Annotated in this window: 17 protein-coding genes, 1 other RNA gene and 1 pseudogene; 5 read left to right on the forward strand and 14 right to left on the reverse strand. The window is 65.8% G+C overall.

Annotated features, from left to right (window positions below; all coding sequences use genetic code 11):
- Positions 1 to 52: 52 nt before the first annotated feature.
- The 9 genes from ftsW to rsmH all read right to left on the reverse strand — a co-directional run bounded on the left by ftsW (position 53) and on the right by rsmH (position 10,413).
- Complete coding sequence (gene ftsW, locus CIT40_RS26630; RefSeq protein ID WP_094893881.1) at positions 53 to 1,204, reverse strand: putative lipid II flippase FtsW; 1,152 nt, start codon at positions 1,202 to 1,204, stop codon at positions 53 to 55.
- A 171-nt stretch (positions 1,205 to 1,375) separates the two neighbouring features.
- Positions 1,376 to 1,774, reverse strand: coding sequence for a hypothetical protein (locus tag CIT40_RS26635; RefSeq protein ID WP_094893880.1), 399 nt, complete (start codon positions 1,772 to 1,774; stop codon positions 1,376 to 1,378).
- Positions 1,775 to 1,776: 2 nt separating this feature from the next.
- Positions 1,777 to 3,174: a UDP-N-acetylmuramoyl-L-alanine--D-glutamate ligase gene (murD, locus tag CIT40_RS26640; RefSeq protein ID WP_094893879.1), complete on the reverse strand. Its 1,398-nt coding sequence runs from the start codon at positions 3,172 to 3,174 to the stop codon at positions 1,777 to 1,779.
- A gap of 7 nt (positions 3,175 to 3,181) precedes the next feature.
- Positions 3,182 to 4,285 carry a phospho-N-acetylmuramoyl-pentapeptide-transferase gene (gene mraY / locus CIT40_RS26645; RefSeq protein ID WP_094893878.1) on the reverse strand — a complete coding sequence of 368 codons (1,104 nt, stop codon included), beginning with the start codon at positions 4,283 to 4,285 and terminating at the stop codon, positions 3,182 to 3,184.
- Between the two features lie 89 nt (positions 4,286 to 4,374).
- A complete protein-coding gene (locus CIT40_RS26650) occupies positions 4,375 to 5,754 on the reverse strand; it encodes a UDP-N-acetylmuramoyl-tripeptide--D-alanyl-D-alanine ligase (protein WP_094893877.1) in 1,380 nt (459 codons plus the stop codon).
- The gene (locus CIT40_RS26655; protein ID WP_094893876.1) at positions 5,751 to 7,208 is read right to left on the reverse strand and encodes a UDP-N-acetylmuramoyl-L-alanyl-D-glutamate--2,6-diaminopimelate ligase; all 1,458 of its coding nucleotides are present in this window, start codon (positions 7,206 to 7,208) and stop codon (positions 5,751 to 5,753) included. Before CIT40_RS26655 ends, CIT40_RS26650 begins: the two co-directional genes overlap by 4 nt.
- A gap of 80 nt (positions 7,209 to 7,288) precedes the next feature.
- Entirely contained in the window at positions 7,289 to 9,031 is a 1,743-nt protein-coding gene (locus CIT40_RS26660; RefSeq protein WP_094893875.1) for a peptidoglycan D,D-transpeptidase FtsI family protein, read from the reverse strand.
- Positions 9,028 to 9,420, reverse strand: a complete 393-nt coding sequence (ftsL, locus tag CIT40_RS26665; RefSeq protein WP_094893874.1) for a cell division protein FtsL — start codon at positions 9,418 to 9,420, stop codon at positions 9,028 to 9,030. Before ftsL ends, CIT40_RS26660 begins: the two co-directional genes overlap by 4 nt.
- A gap of 3 nt (positions 9,421 to 9,423) precedes the next feature.
- Positions 9,424 to 10,413, reverse strand: coding sequence for a 16S rRNA (cytosine(1402)-N(4))-methyltransferase RsmH (gene rsmH / locus CIT40_RS26670; protein ID WP_162307688.1), 990 nt, complete (start codon positions 10,411 to 10,413; stop codon positions 9,424 to 9,426).
- A 539-nt stretch (positions 10,414 to 10,952) separates the two neighbouring features.
- On the opposite strand from rsmH, the gene CIT40_RS26675 reads away from it, so the two are divergent.
- A complete protein-coding gene (locus CIT40_RS26675) occupies positions 10,953 to 11,735 on the forward strand; it encodes an N-acetylmuramoyl-L-alanine amidase (RefSeq protein WP_094893872.1) in 783 nt (260 codons plus the stop codon).
- A gap of 148 nt (positions 11,736 to 11,883) precedes the next feature.
- Here CIT40_RS26675 and CIT40_RS26680 read toward each other — a convergent pair whose 3' ends face one another.
- Entirely contained in the window at positions 11,884 to 13,116 is a 1,233-nt protein-coding gene (locus CIT40_RS26680; RefSeq protein WP_094893871.1) for an RNA polymerase sigma factor, read from the reverse strand.
- Between the two features lie 22 nt (positions 13,117 to 13,138).
- The gene (locus CIT40_RS26685; protein ID WP_094894022.1) at positions 13,139 to 13,492 is read right to left on the reverse strand and encodes a YciI family protein; all 354 of its coding nucleotides are present in this window, start codon (positions 13,490 to 13,492) and stop codon (positions 13,139 to 13,141) included.
- Positions 13,493 to 13,642: 150 nt separating this feature from the next.
- Between CIT40_RS26685 and rnpB the strand changes: the two genes are divergently transcribed.
- Positions 13,643 to 14,070: RNase P RNA component class A (gene rnpB, locus CIT40_RS26690), an RNA gene on the forward strand.
- Between the two features lie 170 nt (positions 14,071 to 14,240).
- Here rnpB and CIT40_RS26695 read toward each other — a convergent pair.
- Positions 14,241 to 14,675 carry a DUF983 domain-containing protein gene (locus tag CIT40_RS26695; protein WP_244611855.1) on the reverse strand — a complete coding sequence of 145 codons (435 nt, stop codon included), beginning with the start codon at positions 14,673 to 14,675 and terminating at the stop codon, positions 14,241 to 14,243.
- Between the two features lie 79 nt (positions 14,676 to 14,754).
- On the opposite strand from CIT40_RS26695, the gene CIT40_RS26700 reads away from it, so the two are divergent.
- Positions 14,755 to 16,125 carry an aminotransferase-like domain-containing protein gene (locus tag CIT40_RS26700; protein ID WP_162307690.1) on the forward strand — a complete coding sequence of 457 codons (1,371 nt, stop codon included), beginning with the start codon at positions 14,755 to 14,757 and terminating at the stop codon, positions 16,123 to 16,125.
- A 6-nt stretch (positions 16,126 to 16,131) separates the two neighbouring features.
- Here CIT40_RS26700 and CIT40_RS26705 read toward each other — a convergent pair whose 3' ends face one another.
- Positions 16,132 to 16,389: a hypothetical protein gene (locus tag CIT40_RS26705; RefSeq protein WP_094893868.1), complete on the reverse strand. Its 258-nt coding sequence runs from the start codon at positions 16,387 to 16,389 to the stop codon at positions 16,132 to 16,134.
- Between the two features lie 236 nt (positions 16,390 to 16,625).
- On the opposite strand from CIT40_RS26705, the gene CIT40_RS26710 reads away from it, so the two are divergent.
- On the forward strand, positions 16,626 to 17,369 hold the full coding sequence (locus tag CIT40_RS26710; protein ID WP_094893867.1) for a sulfite exporter TauE/SafE family protein: 744 nt from the start codon (positions 16,626 to 16,628) through the stop codon (positions 17,367 to 17,369).
- A 121-nt stretch (positions 17,370 to 17,490) separates the two neighbouring features.
- The gene (locus CIT40_RS26715) at positions 17,491 to 18,258 is read left to right on the forward strand and encodes an FkbM family methyltransferase (protein ID WP_244611856.1); all 768 of its coding nucleotides are present in this window, start codon (positions 17,491 to 17,493) and stop codon (positions 18,256 to 18,258) included.
- Here the strand turns inward: CIT40_RS26715 and CIT40_RS26720 are convergent.
- Positions 18,255 to 19,528, reverse strand: a pseudogene (locus CIT40_RS26720) (O-antigen ligase family protein). The gene CIT40_RS26715 and the pseudogene CIT40_RS26720 sit on opposite strands and share 4 nt — an antisense overlap.
- Between the last annotated feature and the right edge of the window lie 58 nt (positions 19,529 to 19,586).

Here is a 19,586-nt window from a genome sequence, read left to right on the forward strand (position 1 = left end):
GGCTCCGCGGAGCGTCACTTCGTGCCGCACCGCGTCCGGGACACGAGACCTGTCAAGCGTAGCTCCGCATCGCGTCGGCACGGCCGCTGGCTTCGACCTCGGTACGCGGACGCAGTCGCGTCAGCGCCAGCATCATGCCGACGCCATAGGCGAGCGACACGATCGAGGATCCGCCGTAGGAGATGAACGGCAGCGTCATGCCCTTGGCGGGGATCAGCTGCAGGTTGACCGACATGTTGATCGCGGCCTGCACCCCGAACAGGATCGCAAGGCCCGAGGCCGCAAAGCGCGAGAACATGTCCTCGTTGGCATAAGCGCGCGACAGCGTGCGGATCACGACGAAGGCGAACAGCGCCAGCATCGCCAGGCACAGGATGATGCCGAACTCTTCGGCCGCGACCGCGAACACGAAGTCGGTGTGGCTGTCAGGCAGGCTGCGCTTGGCGATGCCCTCGCCCGGCCCAAGGCCGAACCAGCCGCCGTTATAGAAAGCCTCCATGGCGGTATCGACCTGGAAGGTGTCGCCCGAGGCCGGGTTCATGAAGCGCTTGATGCGGCCCGCCACGTGCGGGACGAACAGATAGGCGCTGAACAGCCCGGCCGCACCGAGACCGGCGAGACCGAACACCCAGATCATGCGCATTCCCGCGATGAAGAACAGCGAGCCCCACACCATCAGGATCAGCATGGTCTGGCCGAAATCCGGCTCCATCACCAAGAGCGTGACCAGCATCATCAGCAGCACCAGCGCCATCGTCGTCGCCGGCATCTCCGGCCGCTTGGTCGATTCCGCGAACAGCCAGGCGGCGATGACGACGAAGGACGGCTTTGCGATTTCGGAGGCCTGGATGTTGACGCCGAGCAGCGTGATCCAGCGCCGCGAGCCCTTTACTTCAGGACCGATCGCGAGCGTCAGCACGATCAGGATGATGCTGGCCGCGAAGATGATCAGGGCCGAGCGGCGGATCGCGCGCGGCGACAGGAAGGAGACCCCCAGCAGCACCAGGCACGACGGGAGCAGGAACATCACGTGGCGGCTGAAGAAGTGGAAGGGATCGAGTCCGATGCGGGTCGCGACCGGCGGGCTCGCCGCCAGCGACAAAATCACCCCGGTCAGCATCAGCGCCAGGATGGCGCCCATCAGCGGCTTGTCGACGGTCCACCACCACTCGGAAAAGGGGGTGCGTTCTTCACGGGAGAGCATGGGCGGCCGCTTTCGGACAGAGGTTGCTCCATTGGTCGCCGAGGTTGGTTACCGCAGGGTTAAGACAGCTGATCAAGTTGTGGAGAGTATCGTGCCCCGGACGCGGCGGCTCCTGTGCCCCGGCGCTGCGCAGCAGCGTCGCACGCTGCTGCGCGTCCGGGGCGCGAGAACCTATTCGTAGCTGATCGTGACATCCCCAGCGCGTTCGTCGCGCTTGTAGATCTGGTCTGGCCCGGAAATGAAACCGATCCTGACCGCCCGCTCGCTACTCCAGGCGACGACGGGATCGAGGTGCCCGCGCACGCTGAGAAAGGTCGGCGTGCTCTCGGGCGAGAACGTCCGGCCGCGCGCCACGATGCTGGCTTGCGTGCTGTCGGGGACCGTCGCTCCGCACGACTTCCAGACCACGACGACCAACTGGCTGCCGTTTGGCGAGGCGAAGGCGCGCTGGCGAACGACGCGGCATGCACCGAATTGGTGCATGACGTTGTCGACGAGGACGACGCCGAGGAAACCGATCGGAACAGCAAGAGCAGCGACGGCAATTCCAATCCAGCGTCGCCGCGACATTCTCACGCCACCGGCTTCACGCCCGGCAGCGCCTGCACCAGCTCGCGGAACTTGGTGCCGCGGATTTCGAAGTTGCGGTACTGGTCGAACGACGCGCAAGCGGGCGACAGCAGCACGACGGCGTCGGCGAGGCCCGCGGCTTCCGCGTCGCGCGCGGCGTGATCGACGGCGACGTCGAGGGTGTGGCTGATCTCATGCGCCACCGTACCCAGCGTTCCCGAAAACTCCTGCGCGGCCTCGCCGATCAGATAGGCCTTGCGGATACGCGGGAAATAGCCGGTCAGGCCGGTGATTCCGCCGGCCTTCGGCTTGCCGCCGGCGATCCAGAAGATGTCGCCGAACGACGACAACGCATGCGCGGTGGCGTCCGCGTTGGTGCCCTTGGAGTCGTTGACGAACAGCACGTTGCCGCGGCGGCCGACCTGCTCCATGCGGTGGGCGAGGCCGGGAAAGCTGCGCAGGCCGTTCTGCAGCACATCCAGGCTGATGCCGATCGCGAGCGCGGCGGCCGCAGCGCAGGCCGCGTTCTGCGCGTTGTGCTGGCCGCGCAGCGAACCGATGCCGCCGAGCGCTGCGATATCGCTGCGGGCGCCGCCCGAGGTGCGCACGATATTGCCGTGCTCGACATGGATGCCTGACGCCAGCGGGTTCTTGACGGAGATGCGCACCACATTCTTGCCGGCGCGGTCGAGCCGGTCGGCGATGTCGCGGCAAAAACCGTCGTCGACGCCGACGATCGCGGCGCCGCCGTCTTGCACGCCGGCAACCAGGCGTTCCTTCACCGCGGCATAGTGCTCGATGGTGCCGTGGCGATCGATGTGGTCCTCGCTGACGTTCAGCAGGATGCCGACGGAGGGATCGAGCGAAGGCGTGAGGTCGATCTGGTAGGACGACATCTCGATGACGTGGACGCGGCCCATCCGCGGCGGCTCCAGCGACAGGATCGCGGTGCCGATATTGCCGCCCATCTGGGTGTCGTAGCCGGCGACCTTCGTGAGATGCGCGATCAGCGCCGTCGTGGTGGATTTGCCGTTGGTGCCGGTGATGGCGACGAACGGCGCGTTCGGTGCGTGGCGGCGGCGTTCCCGGCAGAACAGCTCGATGTCGCCGATCACCTCGACGCCTGCCTCGCGCGCCTTCAGCACGCTCCAATGCGGCACCGGATGGGTCAGCGGCACGCCGGGCGCAAGCACGAGCGCTGCAAAATTCGCCCACGACACGTTGCGCAGATCGGCGGTGATGAAACCTGCCTGCACGGCCTTGGCGACGTTCTCGGCATTGTCGTCGGCAGCGATCACCTCGGCACCGCCGGCCTTCAGCGCGTGGCAGGAGGCGAGCCCCGAGCCGCCGAGGCCGAACACCGCGACGGTCTTGCCGGCAAAGGACGTGACGGGGATCATCGAGGAATCACCGCAGCTTCAGCGTGGACAGGCCGGCGAGCGCCAGCATCACCGAGATGATCCAGAACCGGATCACGATCTGCGGCTCGGTCCAGCCGAGCTGCTCGAAATGGTGGTGGATCGGCGCCATCCGGAAGATGCGCTTGCCGGTGAGCTTGAACGACACCACCTGCACGATGACGGAGACCGCCTCCAGCACGAACAAGCCGCCGATCACCGCGAGCACGATCTCGTGCTTCACCGCGACCGCGATCGCGCCGAGCATGCCGCCGAGCGCGAGCGAGCCGGTGTCGCCCATGAAGATCGAGGCCGGCGGCGCGTTGAACCAGAGGAAGCCGAGGCCGGCGCCCAATAGCGCGCCGCAGAGCACCGCGAGCTCGCCGGTGCCGGCGACATATTTGATCTGCAGATATTCGGCGAACACCGCGTTGCCGGCGAGATAGGCGATCATCGCGAAGCTCGCGGTCGCGATCATCACGGGAACGATGGCGAGGCCGTCGAGACCGTCGGTGAGGTTCACCGCGTTGCCGGAGCCGACGATGACGAAGGCGCCGAAGATGACGAAGAACCAGCCGAAATGCAGCACGGTGTCCTTCAGGAAGGGTATCGTCAGCGCTGTCGATGCGGGATCGCGGTTCAGCCGCACCAGCGCGTAGCAGGCCACCAGCGCGATCGCCGCCTCGATCAAGAGGCGAAGCTTGCTGCCGAACCCGGTCGTGGTCTGCTTGGTCACCTTGAGGTAGTCGTCATAGAAGCCGACGAAGCCGAAGCCGAGCGTCACCGCCAGCACGATCCAGACATAGGGATTGAGCGGATTGGCCCACAGCACCGTGCCGACCGTGAGGCCGGACAGGATCATCAGCCCGCCCATCGTGGGCGTGCCCTTCTTGGCGAGATGCGATTGCGGACCGTCGGCCCGGATCGGCTGGCCCTTGCCCTGGCGGATGCGCAAATGATCGATGATCCAGGGCCCGAACAGGAACACGAACAGTGCGCCGGTGACGACGGCACCACCGGTGCGGAAGGTGATGTAGCGGAACACGTTCAAGAAGGTGCGAACGGCACCGAGGCCCGAAAATGTGTTGGAAAGGTCGATCAGCCAGTAAAACATTCAGACGGGTCCTATCGCGCGACCTCTGGGAAACCGGACGGTTGCGCGCCGTAATGGGTGGGATTCGGGAACGGCGCCTTCCAAGCAGTTTACGCCTTTGCCTGCAAGGCGGCCACCAGCCCCGGCACAAACTTGTTGACCCAGAACATCTTCTTGCTGCCCTTGACAACCACGACGTCGCCTGCCTTCAGCAGTTTCGCGACCTCACTCGGCTTCAGCGTGGCGGGATCGTCGTGCCAGCCGAGGCCCTTGCCGGCCGGCAGCACATCATAGAGGTGTCGCATCAGAGGGCCGACGCAGTAGACGCCGTCGATCCCGTCGAGATGCGTGGCGAGGCCGGTGTGATAGTCCGGTGCGTCATCGCCCAGCTCCAGCATGTCGCCGAGCACCGCAATGCGGCGGCCGCCGCTCATGTGACGCGCCTGCAGGCTTTGCAGCGCAGCGGCCACGCTGGCCGGATTGCCGTTGAAACTGTCGTCGATCACGGTGATACCGCCGATCGCCTGCTCGACCCCGCGGCCGGTCATGATGCCGACTCTGTCGAGCTTGATGGCGAGCGTCGACGCATCGAGATTCGCCGCACGGATTGCGGCAAGCGCCGCCAGCGCATTCTGCACGCGGTGCGGCGCCCCCGGCGTCAGGCTGAAGGCGATCTGCTTCTTGCCGATCATGGCCACGACCTGCCAGCTCTCGCCATGCGGCGCGTGCGTGACCTCGTGCACCTCGGCATGTTCGCCGAAGCGCACCACCTTGCCCTTCCATTCGGATGCCTTGAGCCCGGCGGGCAGCACCAGCACGCCGTGCTCGGGCAGGCCGAGCGCGATCGACACCTTCTCGCGGCGGATGGCTTCGAGCGAGCCGAGCTTTTCCAGATGCACGGGCTGGACGTTGACGATCAGCGCGACGGTGGGCCGGGTCAATTCGCTGAGCCGCGCGATCTCGCCCTGCTGGTTCATGCCCATCTCGACGACCCAGAGGCTGGCATCCGGCCGCGCGTTGCACAGCGTCAGCGGCACGCCCCAGAAATTGTTGAAGCTCGACGGACTGGCATAGGCGTTCGGATAGGCCGCCAGGAATTCCTTGGTGCTGGTCTTGCCGGCGCTGCCGGTGAGCCCGATCACAGGTCCATGGAAGCGCGCGCGGGCGGCACGCGCGAGGCCCCAGAGGCCGTCGATCAGCGTGTCCTTGACGACGATCTGGGGAATGCGGATGCCCGCGACCTCGTGCGGCACGATCATCGCGACCGCGCCCGAGGCTTCGGCCTTGTCGGCGAACTCCCAGCCGTCGCGCGCGCTGGCGAAGGCCGAGACGAAGCCGCCGCTCGGCGTGCCGCTCAGCGCCACGAACAGGCTGCCCGGTTTGACCAGGCGGCTGTCCTGGGTGACGAAATCGATCGGCGTGTCCGGGAACGTCCCCTCCGCGCCCAGCGCGCGCGCCACTTCGGCAACCGTCCATATCGGCGCGCTCATGCAACCCCCGACGCTAATGCGGCGGCGACCGCCTCGTGATCACTGAAGGGCAAAACCTCGCCGCCGACGATCTGCCCGGTCTCGTGGCCCTTGCCGGCGACGAGCAGCGCATCGCCCTCCTGCAATTCCTCGATCGCGGCGCGGATCGCCGCGGCACGGTCGCCGATCTCGCGGGCGCCCCTGGCGGTGGCGAGGATCGCGGCGCGGATCGCTTCCGGCTTTTCGCTGCGCGGATTGTCGTCGGTGATGATGACGCGATCGGCGTTCTCGGCCGCGATCTCGCCCATGATCGGACGCTTGCCGGCATCGCGGTCGCCGCCGGCGCCGAACACGACGACCAGCTTTCGTTTCGCATAGGGCCGCAACGCCTGCAGCGCCTTCGCGAGTGCGTCGGGCTTGTGCGCATAGTCGACGAAGATCGGCGCGCCGTTGCGCTCGCCGACGCGCTCGAGCCGTCCCTTGGCGCCTTCGAGATGTTCGAGGCTTGCGAACACATTGGCCGCATCGCTGCCGGTGCCGATCGCGAGGCCCGCCGACACCAACGCGTTCTCGATCTGGAACTCGCCGACCAGCGGCAGCCGGATCGCATGGCGCTTGCCACGATGTTCGACTGTCAGCCTTTGCGAGAAGCCTTCGACCACCGCCTCGGCGAGGCGGATGCCCTCGCCTGCCCCGTCGCCGTTGCGGCCGACCGCCATGACGCGGAGGCCGCGCGACTTTGCCGCCGCGATCACCTCAGCCGAGCAGTCATGATCAGCCGAGATCACGGCCGTGCCGCCCGGTGGCACGAGCTCGCGGAACAGGCGGAGTTTCGCCGCAAGATAATGCTCGACCGTCGGATGATAATCCATGTGGTCGCGCGAGAGGTTGGTGAAGCCTCCGGCGGAGACGCGCACGCCGTCGAGGCGATACTGATCGAGCCCATGCGACGATGCTTCGAAGGCGAGATGCGTCACGCCGTCGCGCGCGATCTCGTCCAACTGTCGATGCAGCGCGATCGGATCCGGCGTCGTCAGCGAGCCATAGACCGTGCGTTTGGGCGAGACCAGGCCGATGGTGCCGATGCTGGCGGAGGCATGGCCCGCCCGCTCCCAGATCTGACGCGTGAAGGCCGCGACCGAGGTCTTGCCGCTGGTGCCGGTCACCGCGGCAATGGTCGCGGGCTGCGACGGGAAGAATCTCGCCGCGGCCAGCGCCAGCGTGCGGCGCGGATTGGCGACGGTGATGAACGGCATTTTGCTCGACGCCGGCGCATGGTCGCCGACGACAGCCACGGCGCCTGCGGCCACCGCGGCATCGATGAAGCGCGCCCCGTCGGTCTTGCTGCCCGCGAGCGCGAAGAAGAGATCGCCGGCCTTGACCACGCGGCTGTCGAGCGCAAGGCCCGTCGCCTCGAGCGCCGCGATTGCGGGCTCGATCGCGGCATCATGGCCTAAGAGGTCGCGCAGCTTCATGGACTTCCAGTCGCCGTACCGGAGAGCCGAACTTCGAGGGAAATCCCCGACTCAGCAGCGGCTACGGCCCACCCGATTGATTACTGGGTTGTCCTGGATGCTGCAAGAATAAGGCGGTCCGCAGGCGGCAGGTCGAACCGCGGCTCGATGCCCAGAAGCGGCGCGATCCGCTCGATCACCTTGCCGCCGGTCGGCACCGCGTTCCAGCCCGAGGTGATGAAACCGTGCGTTTCCGGCAGCGCCTGCGGCTCGTCCAGCATGATCAGGACGTGATATTTCGGATCGTCGCAGGGCAGGATCGCGGTGAAGGAATTGAGCACGCGTTTCTTGGCGTAGCGGCCGTTGATGACCTTCTCGGATGTGCCGGTCTTGCCGCCGACGTAATAACCCTTGACGTCTGCGGTCTTGGCCGTGCCGATCTCGGCGTTGAGCCGCATCAGATATCGCATCTTGTCGCTGGTGTCGGTCCTGACGACCCGCTTGGCCAATGCCGCGGCTTCTTCCGGCGTGCGCTTCATGAAGGTCGGCGGAATCAGATAACCGCCGTTCACGAGGGCATTGATGCCCATCACGGCTTGCAGCGGCGCCACGGACAGACCCTGGCCGAACGCGGCGGTGACGGTGTTGAGTTCGCTCCAGCGCCGCGGGATCAGCGGCGCCGCGCTCTCCGGCAATTCGGTGCGCAGCCGAGTCAACTGTCCCATCTTGGCGAGAAACGCCTTATGGGCCTCCACGCCCTGCCCCAGCGCGATCCGCGCCGCGCCGATGTTGGACGAGTAGGTAAAGACTTCCTTGGTGTTGATGAAACGCCCGAGCGGATGGCTGTCGTGGATGGTGAACTTGCCGTAGTGCAGGTTTCCGCGTGCGTCCCACATCGTGTTCAAATTGATCTTGCCGGAATCCAGTGCCATCGCCAGCGTGAAGGCCTTGAAGGTCGAGCCCATCTCGTAGACGCCGGTGGTGAGCCGGTTGATGCGGTCGGGATCGTGCGCTTCCTTCGGATTGTTCGGATCGAAATCCGGAAGCGAGACCAGCGCGACGATCTCGCCGGTCTTGACGTTCGAGACGATGCCGGACGCGGCCTTGGCGTGGAACTTGTCTTTGGCTTTCAGCAATTCATCGCGCAACGCATGCTCGACACGCAGATCGACCGAGAGCTCGATCGGCTTTTGCAGGCGATCAGTCGCGAAGCCGGCGCGATGGAGATCGGCGAGACCTTGATTGTCGAGCCATTTCTCGATGCCGGCGATGCCCTGATTGTCGATGTTGACGAGACCGATGAGGTGGGCGACCTCATTGCCGGTCGGATAGACCCGCTTGTTCTCGCGCAGGAAGCCGATGCCGGGAATGCCGAGCTTATGGATGTCCTGCTGCTGCTTCGCCGTGACCTCACGCTTGAGCCAGACGAAGCCCTTGCGCGTCCTCAGGCGCTCGCGCACCTCGGCCTCGTCGAGATCGGGCACGGTCGCGGTGAGAAGCTCGATCGCCTCGTCCTTGTCGATGATGCGGCGCGGCTCGCCGAACAGGCTTGCCGCCTTGACGTCGGTCGCAAGGATGGCGCCGTTGCGGTCGACGATGTCGGGCCGTGCCGTCGCGACCACCTCCTGCGCTGCGGCGCGGCGTGCGCCGTGGGCATCGGCGCCGATCGCAAACATCACGAGCCGGCCGCCGATCAGGGCGTAGACCGAGGCGAAGGCGAGCATGGCGAGGCCCACGCGCGCGCGCGCCTTCGCGGCGCGGTCGACATTGCGCCCGTAGAGCAGGCTGCGGATCAACCGCTGGCGCCAGGGTTCCGTAGGCTTGGCCGGGGTCGCAGCGCTCATTGCTTGTCCTCGGGCTGAGGCACGGAGCCCGTCACGGTGTCAGGATCGCTGGCGGCTTCGATGGTGTTGAGCATGGCTCCAATCGGATCGGGCTCGCCCGGCCGGAACATTCGCGGCGGACGTTCCGGCAGATTCTTCAGCGAATCATATTGCGTGCCGGTGACCGGCTTGAGCTGCAGATGCCGGTCGGACAGGCCTTGCAGGCGTAGCGGCGCATCGAGCTTGGCCCATTCGGAGCGCAACGAGGCGATCGCGTCGCGCTGCTCGCGGATCTCCGCATGCAGCCGCAACACTTTCTCGGTGCGCGCCGTGGAGTCCATCTTGATCCGGTAGACATAGGCCGCCGCGAAGATGAGCGCGCCGATGACGAAGAGGTGGATGATGCGCATGCGCTAGCCTCCCCTCATCACGTCGGAGAGTCCCGGCCATGACGACGGTTCGCCATCGTCATGCGCGGGCGCAGAGGTGCGCTCGGCCGCGCGAAGCTTTGCGGAGCGCGCACGCGGGTTATGCGCGACCTCGTCGTCGCCGGCGACCACCGGACGCCGCGTCAGAAGCTGGAAGCTCGGCGGAACTTGAGCCACCTCCGGCAGATGCCGCGAGCCGCCGCCGGTCTTGGAACGCTCGGAGAGGAAATTCTTGACGATGCGGTCTTCCAGCGAATGGAACGAGACCACGACGAGGCGGCCGCCGGGCTTGAGCACGCGCTCGGCCGCAGCGAGCGCGGCCTGAAGTTCCTCGAGCTCTTCGTTGACGAGAATGCGCAGGGCCTGGAACGTGCGCGTTGCCGGATGGATGTCGCCCGGCTTGGAGCGCACGATCCTGCCGATGAGATCAGCGAGCGCACGCGTGGTCGTGAACGGCGTCTCCTGCCGGTCGGCCACGATGGCACGCGCGATGCGGCGCGACTGCCGTTCCTCGCCGAGTTGGTAGATGACGTCGGCAAGATCGCCTTCGGAGGCACGCGCGATCACGTCGGCGGCGGTCGGCCCCGCCTGCCCCATCCGCATGTCGAGCGGGCCGTCGAGGCGGAACGAGAAACCGCGGCCGGCCTGGTCGAGCTGCATCGAGGACACCCCGACATCCATCACGACGCCGTCCACGGCATCCACGCCTTGCGCGGCGCAGACCTCGGCAAGATTGGAGAATCGGTCCTCGACCAGCGTCAGCCGGCCCGCGGAGCGTTCGACCAGTTCGGCACCTGCAGCGATTGCGGTACGGTCGCGGTCAATGGCGATAAGCCGGGTTCCCGGCACGTCGAGAATGGCGCGGCTGTAGCCGCCGGCGCCGAAGGTGGCATCGACATAGATCCCGTCCGCATGAGGGGCGAGATGATCGAGAGCCTCGCGGCCGAGAACGGGGATGTGCGGAGCCGAGCTCATGCGCCAAGCCTTGTGACCCAAAGCCTGCCGGCGGTCCCTGACGTCCAAGCGAGATCGGGGACGAACAAGCCCATAACGCCTCGAATCAATCCGCGTCGCGGCGGTTCCACGACAACGCCCCAGTCCAGCATGGTTACCGGGCCCGATCACCCTGGGCCGCAAACCGAGTGTTCCGAGCGGAATTTGTCGGGCAGCCATGGGATTTCGAGCCAAAATACGCTTTGGCCGCCTCCGGACGCGGGTCGGCTCTTCATCCCTCAGTAACGACCCTTAGCGTTAAGAAAGCGTTGCTCGGCTGACGACAAGTCGAAAAGGTGATGAGGCGGTGATGCTTCATCCACACAGTTGCGCCAAAATGCATCCGTTAACCGCGCCGTGCGATTGCGCACATTGGAGGGTAAAGGAATAGTAAAGAGAAGGGCTTGGCCCACTCTCCGTCCCACCTTGGTTTGTCTATGCCGCCGTCCGGTTCGTCCACACCGTCTGGTTCCGATTCGAAGCGTCAACGCGTTCTCCCGGTTCCCAAGGCCGCGGCGAGCATGAGGGCGTTCGAGCCGGATTCCTCGATCGTGTCCGACATCATCCCCTCGCCGAACTATGGGGAGCGCAACAAGGCGCGGCAGCCCGATATGATCGTGCTGCACTACACCGGCATGCCCGATGTCGAGGGCGCGCTGGCGCGGCTGTGCACGGCAGGGACCGAAGTCTCGGCGCATTACGTCGTGCTGGAGGACGGCCGCATCGTGCAATGCGTGTCGGAAGCCAGGCGCGCCTGGCACGCTGGCGTCTCGTCATGGGCCGGCGAGGACGACATCAACTCCTGCTCGATCGGCGTCGAGATCATCAATCGCGGCCATGACTGGGGCTATCCGGAGTATCCGCTGCGCCAGATCGCCGCCGTGATCGCGCTGTGCCGCGGCATCATGCTTCGCCGCAAGGTGCCGGCCCACCGGGTGCTCGGCCATTCCGACGTCGCGCCCGCGCGCAAGAAGGACCCCGGCGAAAAGTTTCCGTGGCACTCGCTGGCCAATTCCGGCGTCGGTCACTGGGTGACGCCGGCCCCGATCGTGCGCGGCGAGACCCTGATGCTCGGCACCATCAGCGACGAGGTGCTGAGCCTGCAGCAGGCGCTCGCCAGATACGGCTACGGCGTGCCGCTATCAGGCAAATACGACGCCGCGACGATGGAAGTCGTCACCGCCTTCCAGCGCCATTTCCGGCCGGCACGGCTGGACGGTGTCGCGGACCATTCGACGCTGTCGACATTGCAGGCGCTGCTGGCGAGCTTGCCCGCAGAGGACAAGGCCGTCGCGTCGAAGTGACGGCAAGGCTTGCGCCACTCTCGTGTCCCGGACGCGCGAAGCGCGAGCCGGGACCCAGTCGGCAACACGATCCGCGGCGATAACATGGGCCCCGGCTCTGCAGCGCAAGGCTGAAGAAGCGCTGCGCTGCGTCCGGGGCACGAGCGCCCTACCCCATTTCCCGCATCCTTCGCGCATAGAGCCGCCGCAACGGCTCGAGCTGCGTCGCCTCCGTCGCCGCGCGATAGGCCTCGCGCGCATCGTCGTTGCGGCCGAGCCGCCGCAATAGATCCGCGCGCACCGCGGGCAAAAGCTCGTAGCCATCGAGCCCGCCGCGCGCGGCGGTGGCATCGACGAGATCGAGCGCGCGCGCCGGCCCGTCGACCATCGAGATCGCCGCGGCGTGGTTGAGCTCGATCACCGGCGAGGGATTGATCCGCAACAGCACTTCGTAGAGACCGGCAATCTGCGGCCAATCGGTTTGTGCGTAGTCCGGCGCGCGCGCATGCAGCGCGGCGATCGCGGCCTGCACCGCATAGGCTTGCGGCCGGCCGGGCAGCCGCAGCGCGTCGTCGACCAGCCGCAGGCCGTCCTCGATCTGCGCGCGATCCCAGAGCGAGCGGTCCTGCTCCTCCAGCAGCACGATGTCGCCGGCCGCCGTCGCGCGGCCGGCACGGCGCGCATCGTGCAGCAGCATCAACGCCAGCAGGCCCTTGATCGCGGCGCGATCGGGCATCAGGCGGTCGAGCAACCGGCCGAGCCGGATCGCCTCGACCGCGAGATCGGGCCGCATCAGATCCGCGCCCGAGGTTGCGACATAGCCTTCGGTGAAAACCAGATAGATCACGGCGAGCACGCCTTCGAGCCGTGACGCCAGCGCCCCGCGCTCCGGCACCTCGTAGGGAATGCCGGCGAGCCTGATCTTCTGCTTGGCGCGGACGAGCCGTTGCGCCATCGCCTCCTCACCGACGAGGAAGGCACGCGCGACCTGTGCGGTCGAGAGCCCGCAGACGGTGCGCAGCGTCAGCGCAACCTGGACTTCGGGCGCGAAGGCCGGATGGCAACAGGTGAAGATCAGCCGCAGCATGTCGTCGTCGAGCATTGCCGCCGGCTCGTCGACCGCTTGCGCGTTGAGCTCGATTTCGTGCAGGAGCGCCTGCTGCTTGCCGCGGAAGACGGCCTGGCGCCTGACGCGATCGATCGCCTTGTTCCTGGCGACATTGACCAGCCAGGCGCGCGGATTGTCGGGAACCTCGCACGCCGCCCAGCGCTGCAGCGCGATGGCAAAGGCATCCTGAAGCGCGTCCTCGGCCAGATCGAAATCGCCGACGAGGCGGATCAGCGTGGCCAGCGCCCGCCCCGCCTCGTCGCGGAAGATCTTGTCGATCTCGGAAGGGGTCATGCGTCGATGCGCGTGCCAGCCGTCACTTGTCGTAGACCCAGATCGGCCGCACCTCGATCGACCCGACCCGAGCGCTCGGAATTCGGGCTGCGATCTCGATCGCAGCGTTGAGATCCTTGGCCTCGATCAGATAGTAGCCACCGAGCTGCTCGCGGGTCTCCGCAAACGGTCCGTCGGTCGTCAGCGTCTTGCCGTCGCGCACGCGTACCGTCGTCGCGGTCGTGGTCGGCCGCAGCCGATCGCCGGCCTTGAAATTGCCGCTCTGGATGATGCCTTGCGTGAAGGTCTGGTATTCGGCCATCAGCTTCTGGGCCGTGGCGGCGTCGTTCTTCGCGTATTCGACCTCGTTCTGGTAGATCATCAGCAGATATTGCATCGCTTCACTCCTGTTGCTCGGCTGTGTCGCCGACATCCAGTCGAGCGGGGCCCGCAGCAAACGACATCCTCAGGATAATTTATTTCGGACGGATCGTGGATCGCGATATCGGCTTGACGAAACCGTCACAAATGCCTCATGCGTGGTCGGTCAGTCGGCCGGACGGCCGCTCCGGCAGGTGCCGAAAGGCCGCCGGGGAGGAAAGTCCGGGCTCCCTTGACATACGGTGCCGGATAACGTCCGGCGGGGGTGACCCCAGGGAAAGTGCCACAGAGAACGAACCGCTCTGCTTCGCCTTCGGGCTTCGCAGAGTAAGGGTGAAAAGGTGCGGTAAGGGCGCACCGCGGGTCCGGCAACGGAGCCGGCATGGCAAACCCCACCGGGAGCAAAACCGAATAGGGACGGCAAATGCGGGCCGATCGCGCAAGCGATAACGCCGCGGGGCGATGTCAGGCCCGCCGTCCGGGTAGGTTGCTCGAGGCCATGTGCAAACATGGTCCCAGAGGAATGGCCGTCACGTATCGTTCGCGCAAGCGGACGGTGCCTTACAGAACCCGGCTTACAGGCCGGCTGATATCTTGCAACGAGGGGTTCGGTGCTAGCGCATCGGACCCCTCACCATTTCACAGGTGCCATTCCGGGGCGTGCGCAGCACCAGCTAGGATGCGCAATTGCGCATCTGAGAATCCACGGTTGAGGAATGGATTCCGGGCTCTCGCTTTGCGAGCCCTGGAATGACGGCTAACTATCAGGCCGCGCGCGTGTCCACCTTCACGAAGACCGGTGCAAACTGACCGGCTTCGCGCCGCTGCTTGCTCGCCTCGAAGCCGTGCATGCCGATCTGCCATTGCAGCCCGACGATGGCACCCTTGGTCGGTTGCAGCAGCGCGAGCGACGCAAACAACGTCACCGGCAGCCACACCGCCAGCTGCAGCCAGATCGCCGGCGCATAGGCCGTCTCGACCGCGAGGATGGCCGGCACCACGAGATGGCCGACCACGACCATCACGAGATAGGCCGGGAAATCATCGGCGCGCTGGTGGAACAGTTCCTCACCGCAATGATCGCAGCTGTCGGCCACTTTCAAGAAACGGCCGAACACATGTCCCTCGCCGCAGTTCGGGCACTTGCCCAAAAAGCCGCGCCACATCGCCTTCGAGAGAGAGACCAAACCGGTTGCCATGACAGCACCTCTTCCTTTTCGCTGATCCATACAATAATATCTTGTATCCATACATTCAAAGGATATGGGCCTAAATTGCATGGATTGGACCCCGACAATCTCGGAGCTATCAGGTCCGCGCTACCAGCGCATCGTCGAGGCCATGGAAGCTGACATCGCCGCCGGCCGGCTGGTGCGCGGCCAACAGTTGCCGACGCAGCGCGCGCTGGCAAAGGCGCTCGGCATCGACCTCACCACGGTGACGCGCGCCTACACCGAGGCGCGGCGACGCGGCATCATGGAGGCGCGCGTCGGTCAGGGCTCGTTCGTGTCGGAGACCAGCGCGCGCCGCGCGGTCGACCTGCCGCATCCGGTCGCGATCGACCTTTCGATGAACGTGCCGCCGCATCCGCTGGAGGCGCAGCTCGACGAACGCATCATCGCCGGCATGGAGGCCCTGCGCGCGCAATCGGGCCTGACCGCCTTCCTGAATTATCAGCCGCCCGGCGGCAGTGCCCACGAGCGCGAGGTCGCGGCGCGCTGGCTGCGCGCTCGCGTGCCGCACGCGCATGCCGACAGACTCGTGATCTTTCCCGGCACGCAGACCATCCTGTTCAACCTGCTCGCGCACCTTGCATGGCCCGGCGACGTCGTGCTGACCGAAGCCCTCACCTTCCCCGGCATCAAGGCCGCGGCTGCACAGCTCGGCGTCAGGCTCGTGAGCGTCGCCATGGACGACGGCGGCATCCTGCCCGATGCGCTTGCGAAAGCCTGCCGCACGCACAATCCGAAGGCCGTCTATCTCATTCCGACGCTGCACAATCCGACCACTTCGACGCTGTCGGCCGAGCGGCGCAGCGCAATTGCAAAGATCGTCCGCGATGCCGACACGGTGCTGATCGAGGATGACGCCTACGGCCTGCTCGACCGTGCGGCCTCGCCAATCGCTAATCTCATTCCGGAGCGGACGTATCTCGCAACCACGCTGTCAAAATGCATCGCACCTGCGCTGCGCGTTGCCTATCTCGTGACGCCCGACAACGCCGCGCAGCAGGACATGCGGACCTGCCTGCAGGCCACCGTGCAGATGCCGGCGCCGTTGATGGTCGCGCTGGTGACTCACTGGATCGAGACCGGCATTGCCGATCGCATCATCACGGCCATCCGCAATGAGGCCGTCGGCCGCCAGCAACTCGCCCAGCGCGCCCTGAAGGGATTTCAGTTTCTGGCAAAACCCGCCGCGCATCATCTCTGGCTGCGACTGCCTGAGAACCGGTCCGACGTCGCCGGCTATCTCTTGCGCAATGGCCTCGCGGTCGTCGCCGCCGATGCCTTCACCGTCGATGGAACACCGCCGAACGCGGCACGCGTCTCACTTGGTGCCGCGCGCAACAGGGCCGAATTGACAGAAGCGCTGCGCATCCTGGTCGGCGCGCTGCACATGCCCGCCGACACCAGGCAAATCGTCTAGCAAGCCCTAATGATGACGGCGATGACGCGGGCGAACGACGGGCGTCACACCTGATGGATAGGCCGCATAGGCCTCGCTCGGCGCCACCGTCTCACCGCGGGCCGCCCTGCCTGCCGGCGTGAGCTGGCCACCATTGAGCACGTCGCGATCGGGATGGGCGGCCTGATAGGCCGCAGGCTCGGAAAACTGCGCCTGCGCCATGGTCGGCATCAAGCAAGCCGCCGACAGCAGCACGGCCGCAACGGCAATCTTCGTAGGGGTCATCGTCTTTCTCCGTCCTCTGGTTCCGGACAAGCGAGCGCATCAAATGGCGTTGGCGTGCCCCCGGATTGAAGTACGGCCATCATGTAGGCGCGCCTTCCGCGAACGCCCGTCCCTGACTGATCTCAGAGATCACGCTTGCGTGCGGTTTTGAAATTGACCTCCACGGGCGAAGCCGTGCTATGCGGGCAGTGGCGATCAACCGTTCGGGATCGCCCATTGCGACAAGGACAACCGGGTTGGGAACACTCACTTACGCGCTGCTGCTATTCGGCGCGCTGGCCGGGGGCTTCGTCTCAGGCCTCGCCGGTTTCGGCACGGCGCTGATGGCGCTCGGGATCTGGCTCTACGTGCTGCCGCCCTCGCTCGCCGTGCCGTTGGTGCTGATCTGCTCGGTGATCGCGCAGACTTCAACGCTGCCGTCGATGTGGAAGAGCTTCGACCTGTCGCTGGTGTGGCCGTTCCTGATCGGGGGACTGATCGGCGTGCCGCTCGGCACCATGCTGATCGCCTCGGCCGATCCAAAAGTGTTCAAGCTGAGCGTCGGCATTTTAATTCTGGTCTTCTCGAGCGCGCTCTATCTGAACAAGAGGCCGCTCGCGATCAAGTTCGGCGGCCGCCTCGCCGATTGTGCGATCGGCTTTGCCGGCGGTGTTCTCGGCGGCCTCGCCGGATTGTCCGGGCCGCTTCCGATTCTGTGGGCCAACATCCGCGGCTGGAACAAGCATGAGCGGCGCGGCATCTTCCAGCTGTTCAATTTCACCGTGCTCGCGGCAGCACTGGTGATGCAGACCGTGTCCGGCATCGTGGAGCTCAAGGTGATCTGGCTCGCAGCCGTGGCCTTTCCGGGCACGCTGATCGGCGCCTGGGCCGGCGCGCGCGTTTATCACGCGCTGAACGACAAGCATTTTGGCGACGTCGTGCTCGGCCTGCTGTTCGTCTCCGGTCTCACCCTGGTCTGGAACAGCATCGGCGCGATCTGATCGCGGCGCGCCATCGAACGCCGTTGGCATGGCAACGACTGGTTGCAGCGAGCCCCGTTGCGGGTTACGGTTTGGCATCGCCTGAAATTCATTGACGTCTGCCAGAGGATATTTTGACCCATTGGCCATTTTTCGCGCCTGGCTTGCGGCCGCCAGCATCAGATTTCGGGTTCGTGCGCTGAAGGCGCTGCTGCGCAACGAGCGGACCGAGCTCAATGCCATTTGGCGGCACCTCAAACCAGGCGATGTCGCCTGCGACATCGGCGCCAACAAGGGCAGCTTCATCTATTGGCTGTCGTGGTGGGTCCACGACGGAAGGGTCGTCGCGTTCGAACCGCAGCCCGAACTGGCACAGGCCCTCACCGGCATCTGCGACGTCATCGGACTTGCGAACGTGACTGTCGAAGCCAAGGCCGTCTATTCGCATTCCGGCCCGCAGGATCTCTACGTGCCGGAGGGCCATCAGCCCGGCGCCTCGCTCTGCCACGGCGACGCAAAGGCCGAGCACGTGTCAATACTTACCGTGCCGGCAATCGCGCTGGACGACTACTTCAAGCCGACCGAGCGGATCGCCCTGCTCAAGATCGACGTCGAAGGCGCCGAACTTGCCGTGTTCAAGGGGGCCGAACGGATCCTGCGCAACGACGGGCCGATGCTGGTCTTCGAATGTGAGAACCGCCACCTTGCATCCGGTCATGTCGGCGACGTCGTCGCATTTCTCGAACGCCTCGGATACGAGGGGCACTTCGTGTGCCAACACCGGGTGCTTCCCATTTCGCAATTCGACGCGTCCAAACATCAGCGGCAGGACGGCGACTGGTTCTGGAAACGCAAGGACTACTGCAACAGCTTCATTTTCCGAAAGCAATTGGCCGGATCGGTGAGTTAGGCCCGCGTCTCCTTCGCGGCGAGCGCCATGCCTCCGGCCACGCCGACCCCGAGCACGTAGATCCAGCCCGGGACAAAATCGAACAGATGAGTGTTGAGAGCCGAGGTCAGCATGTTCTGCACAACGACCAGCAGCCCGATCCAGCAGGCCGGCCCCTCGCCGCGAAACATCGACAAATGCGCAAACCACAGCGCGTAGACGATCAGGACACCGACGACGCCCCACTGCACGGCCACGCTCAGCGTCTGATTGTGCGGATTGCCGACGATCTCGCCGCGCAGCGGCTCGTCGCGAGCATCGGCGGCCGCGTTTGCGAACAGGCTGCGGATCGCGCCGGTGCCGTGACCGACCAGCGGTGCATCGGCGATGAAGCCCAGCGACTTTCGCCAATATTCCAGCCGTGAGCCCATGCCGCTGACCTGACCATCCTGCACGCTCGCCTCATAATCGGCCTGAAATTTCGCAACCGTCGTACGCAGATGCGGAGACACGCCAAAGAGCAGCACGGCCGCCAGCGCCATCGCGCCTGCCGCGAGCAGCGCCGCGCGCCGGCGCAGATGCAGGAGCGCGAACACCACCACCAGGATCGGCAGCGTCACCAGCGCCGTGCGCGACACCACGACGAAGATCATGTTGGCCAGGAACCCGATCGCAAGTGCCGCAAGCAGTGCGGCGATGCCGACGCGGCGTTGTCGCAGCAGGGACACGCCGGATAGATCAGCGCGAGCGCACAGAGCGCGAATTCCTGGCTCTGGTCGATATAGTTGCGTACCGCGATCCCGCTTTCGACCTTGTAGGGCCCGCGCGACAGATAGAGCTTCAGCGAGAGTGCCGGGTCGATGGCGACGGCGAAGGAATAGAGCATCAGCGCCGCGCAGGACGCGAGGAAGGCGAAAAACACCCAATGGCCGTACGGCCAGCGCTCGAACTGGTAGATCAGGAGCGGAATGACCAGCAGCTTCGTCGCCGGCGCGATCGCATGGATCCGTTCCGGCCATGGCGCATCCGACCAGAGCGTGCCGACGGCGGCGAGCATGACCAGCGCGATCGGCAGCACGCAGACCGGGCGAAGCAGCGAGCGTGGAAATGCGCGCAGATCGAGGAACGCGAAGGCGATCAGCCAGGGGATGAGCGCGAAAATCAGCCCGGTCGTGGTCCACGGCAGCAGCAGCGCGATCAGCGCGACGAAGCGGGCCGGCGTGCGATAGCGCGTCGCCCAGATCATGGAGAGCCATGACGCCGCCTGCGGCTCGTTCGTCGCTCTGGTCATTGGCCCTTCTGCAGCCCACCATCCCCACCGCCCGGCAAGTTAGCCGGAGCAGGCAGGA

Origin of the sequence: Bradyrhizobium amphicarpaeae, from assembly GCF_002266435.3 — a bacterium.
GTDB lineage: Bacteria > Pseudomonadota > Alphaproteobacteria > Rhizobiales > Xanthobacteraceae > Bradyrhizobium > Bradyrhizobium amphicarpaeae.

Bases quoted from the DNA above. Each gene is read 5' to 3' on its own strand.
- CIT40_RS26680 (WP_094893871.1), bottom strand. From the start codon at position 13,116: ATGACCCCTTCCGAGATCGACAAGATCTTCCGCGACGAGGCGGGGCGG.
- rsmH (WP_162307688.1), bottom strand. From the start codon at position 10,413: ATGAGCTCGGCTCCGCACATCCCCGTTCTCGGCCGCGAGGCTCTCGAT.
- CIT40_RS26660 (WP_094893875.1), bottom strand. From the start codon at position 9,031: ATGAGCGCTGCGACCCCGGCCAAGCCTACGGAACCCTGGCGCCAGCGG.
- mraY (WP_094893878.1), bottom strand. From the start codon at position 4,285: ATGTTTTACTGGCTGATCGACCTTTCCAACACATTTTCGGGCCTCGGT.
- CIT40_RS26685 (WP_094894022.1), bottom strand. From the start codon at position 13,492: ATGCAATATCTGCTGATGATCTACCAGAACGAGGTCGAATACGCGAAG.
- CIT40_RS26675 (WP_094893872.1), top strand. From the start codon at position 10,953: ATGAGGGCGTTCGAGCCGGATTCCTCGATCGTGTCCGACATCATCCCC.
- CIT40_RS26655 (WP_094893876.1), bottom strand. From the start codon at position 7,208: ATGAAGCTGCGCGACCTCTTAGGCCATGATGCCGCGATCGAGCCCGCA.
- CIT40_RS26650 (WP_094893877.1), bottom strand. From the start codon at position 5,754: ATGAGCGCGCCGATATGGACGGTTGCCGAAGTGGCGCGCGCGCTGGGC.
- CIT40_RS26695 (WP_244611855.1), bottom strand. From the start codon at position 14,675: ATGGCAACCGGTTTGGTCTCTCTCTCGAAGGCGATGTGGCGCGGCTTT.
- ftsL (WP_094893874.1), bottom strand. From the start codon at position 9,420: ATGCGCATCATCCACCTCTTCGTCATCGGCGCGCTCATCTTCGCGGCG.
- CIT40_RS26700 (WP_162307690.1), top strand. From the start codon at position 14,755: ATGGATTGGACCCCGACAATCTCGGAGCTATCAGGTCCGCGCTACCAG.
- CIT40_RS26635 (WP_094893880.1), bottom strand. From the start codon at position 1,774: ATGTCGCGGCGACGCTGGATTGGAATTGCCGTCGCTGCTCTTGCTGTT.
- murD (WP_094893879.1), bottom strand. From the start codon at position 3,174: ATGATCCCCGTCACGTCCTTTGCCGGCAAGACCGTCGCGGTGTTCGGC.
- ftsW (WP_094893881.1), bottom strand. From the start codon at position 1,204: ATGCTCTCCCGTGAAGAACGCACCCCCTTTTCCGAGTGGTGGTGGACC.
- CIT40_RS26705 (WP_094893868.1), bottom strand. From the start codon at position 16,389: ATGACCCCTACGAAGATTGCCGTTGCGGCCGTGCTGCTGTCGGCGGCT.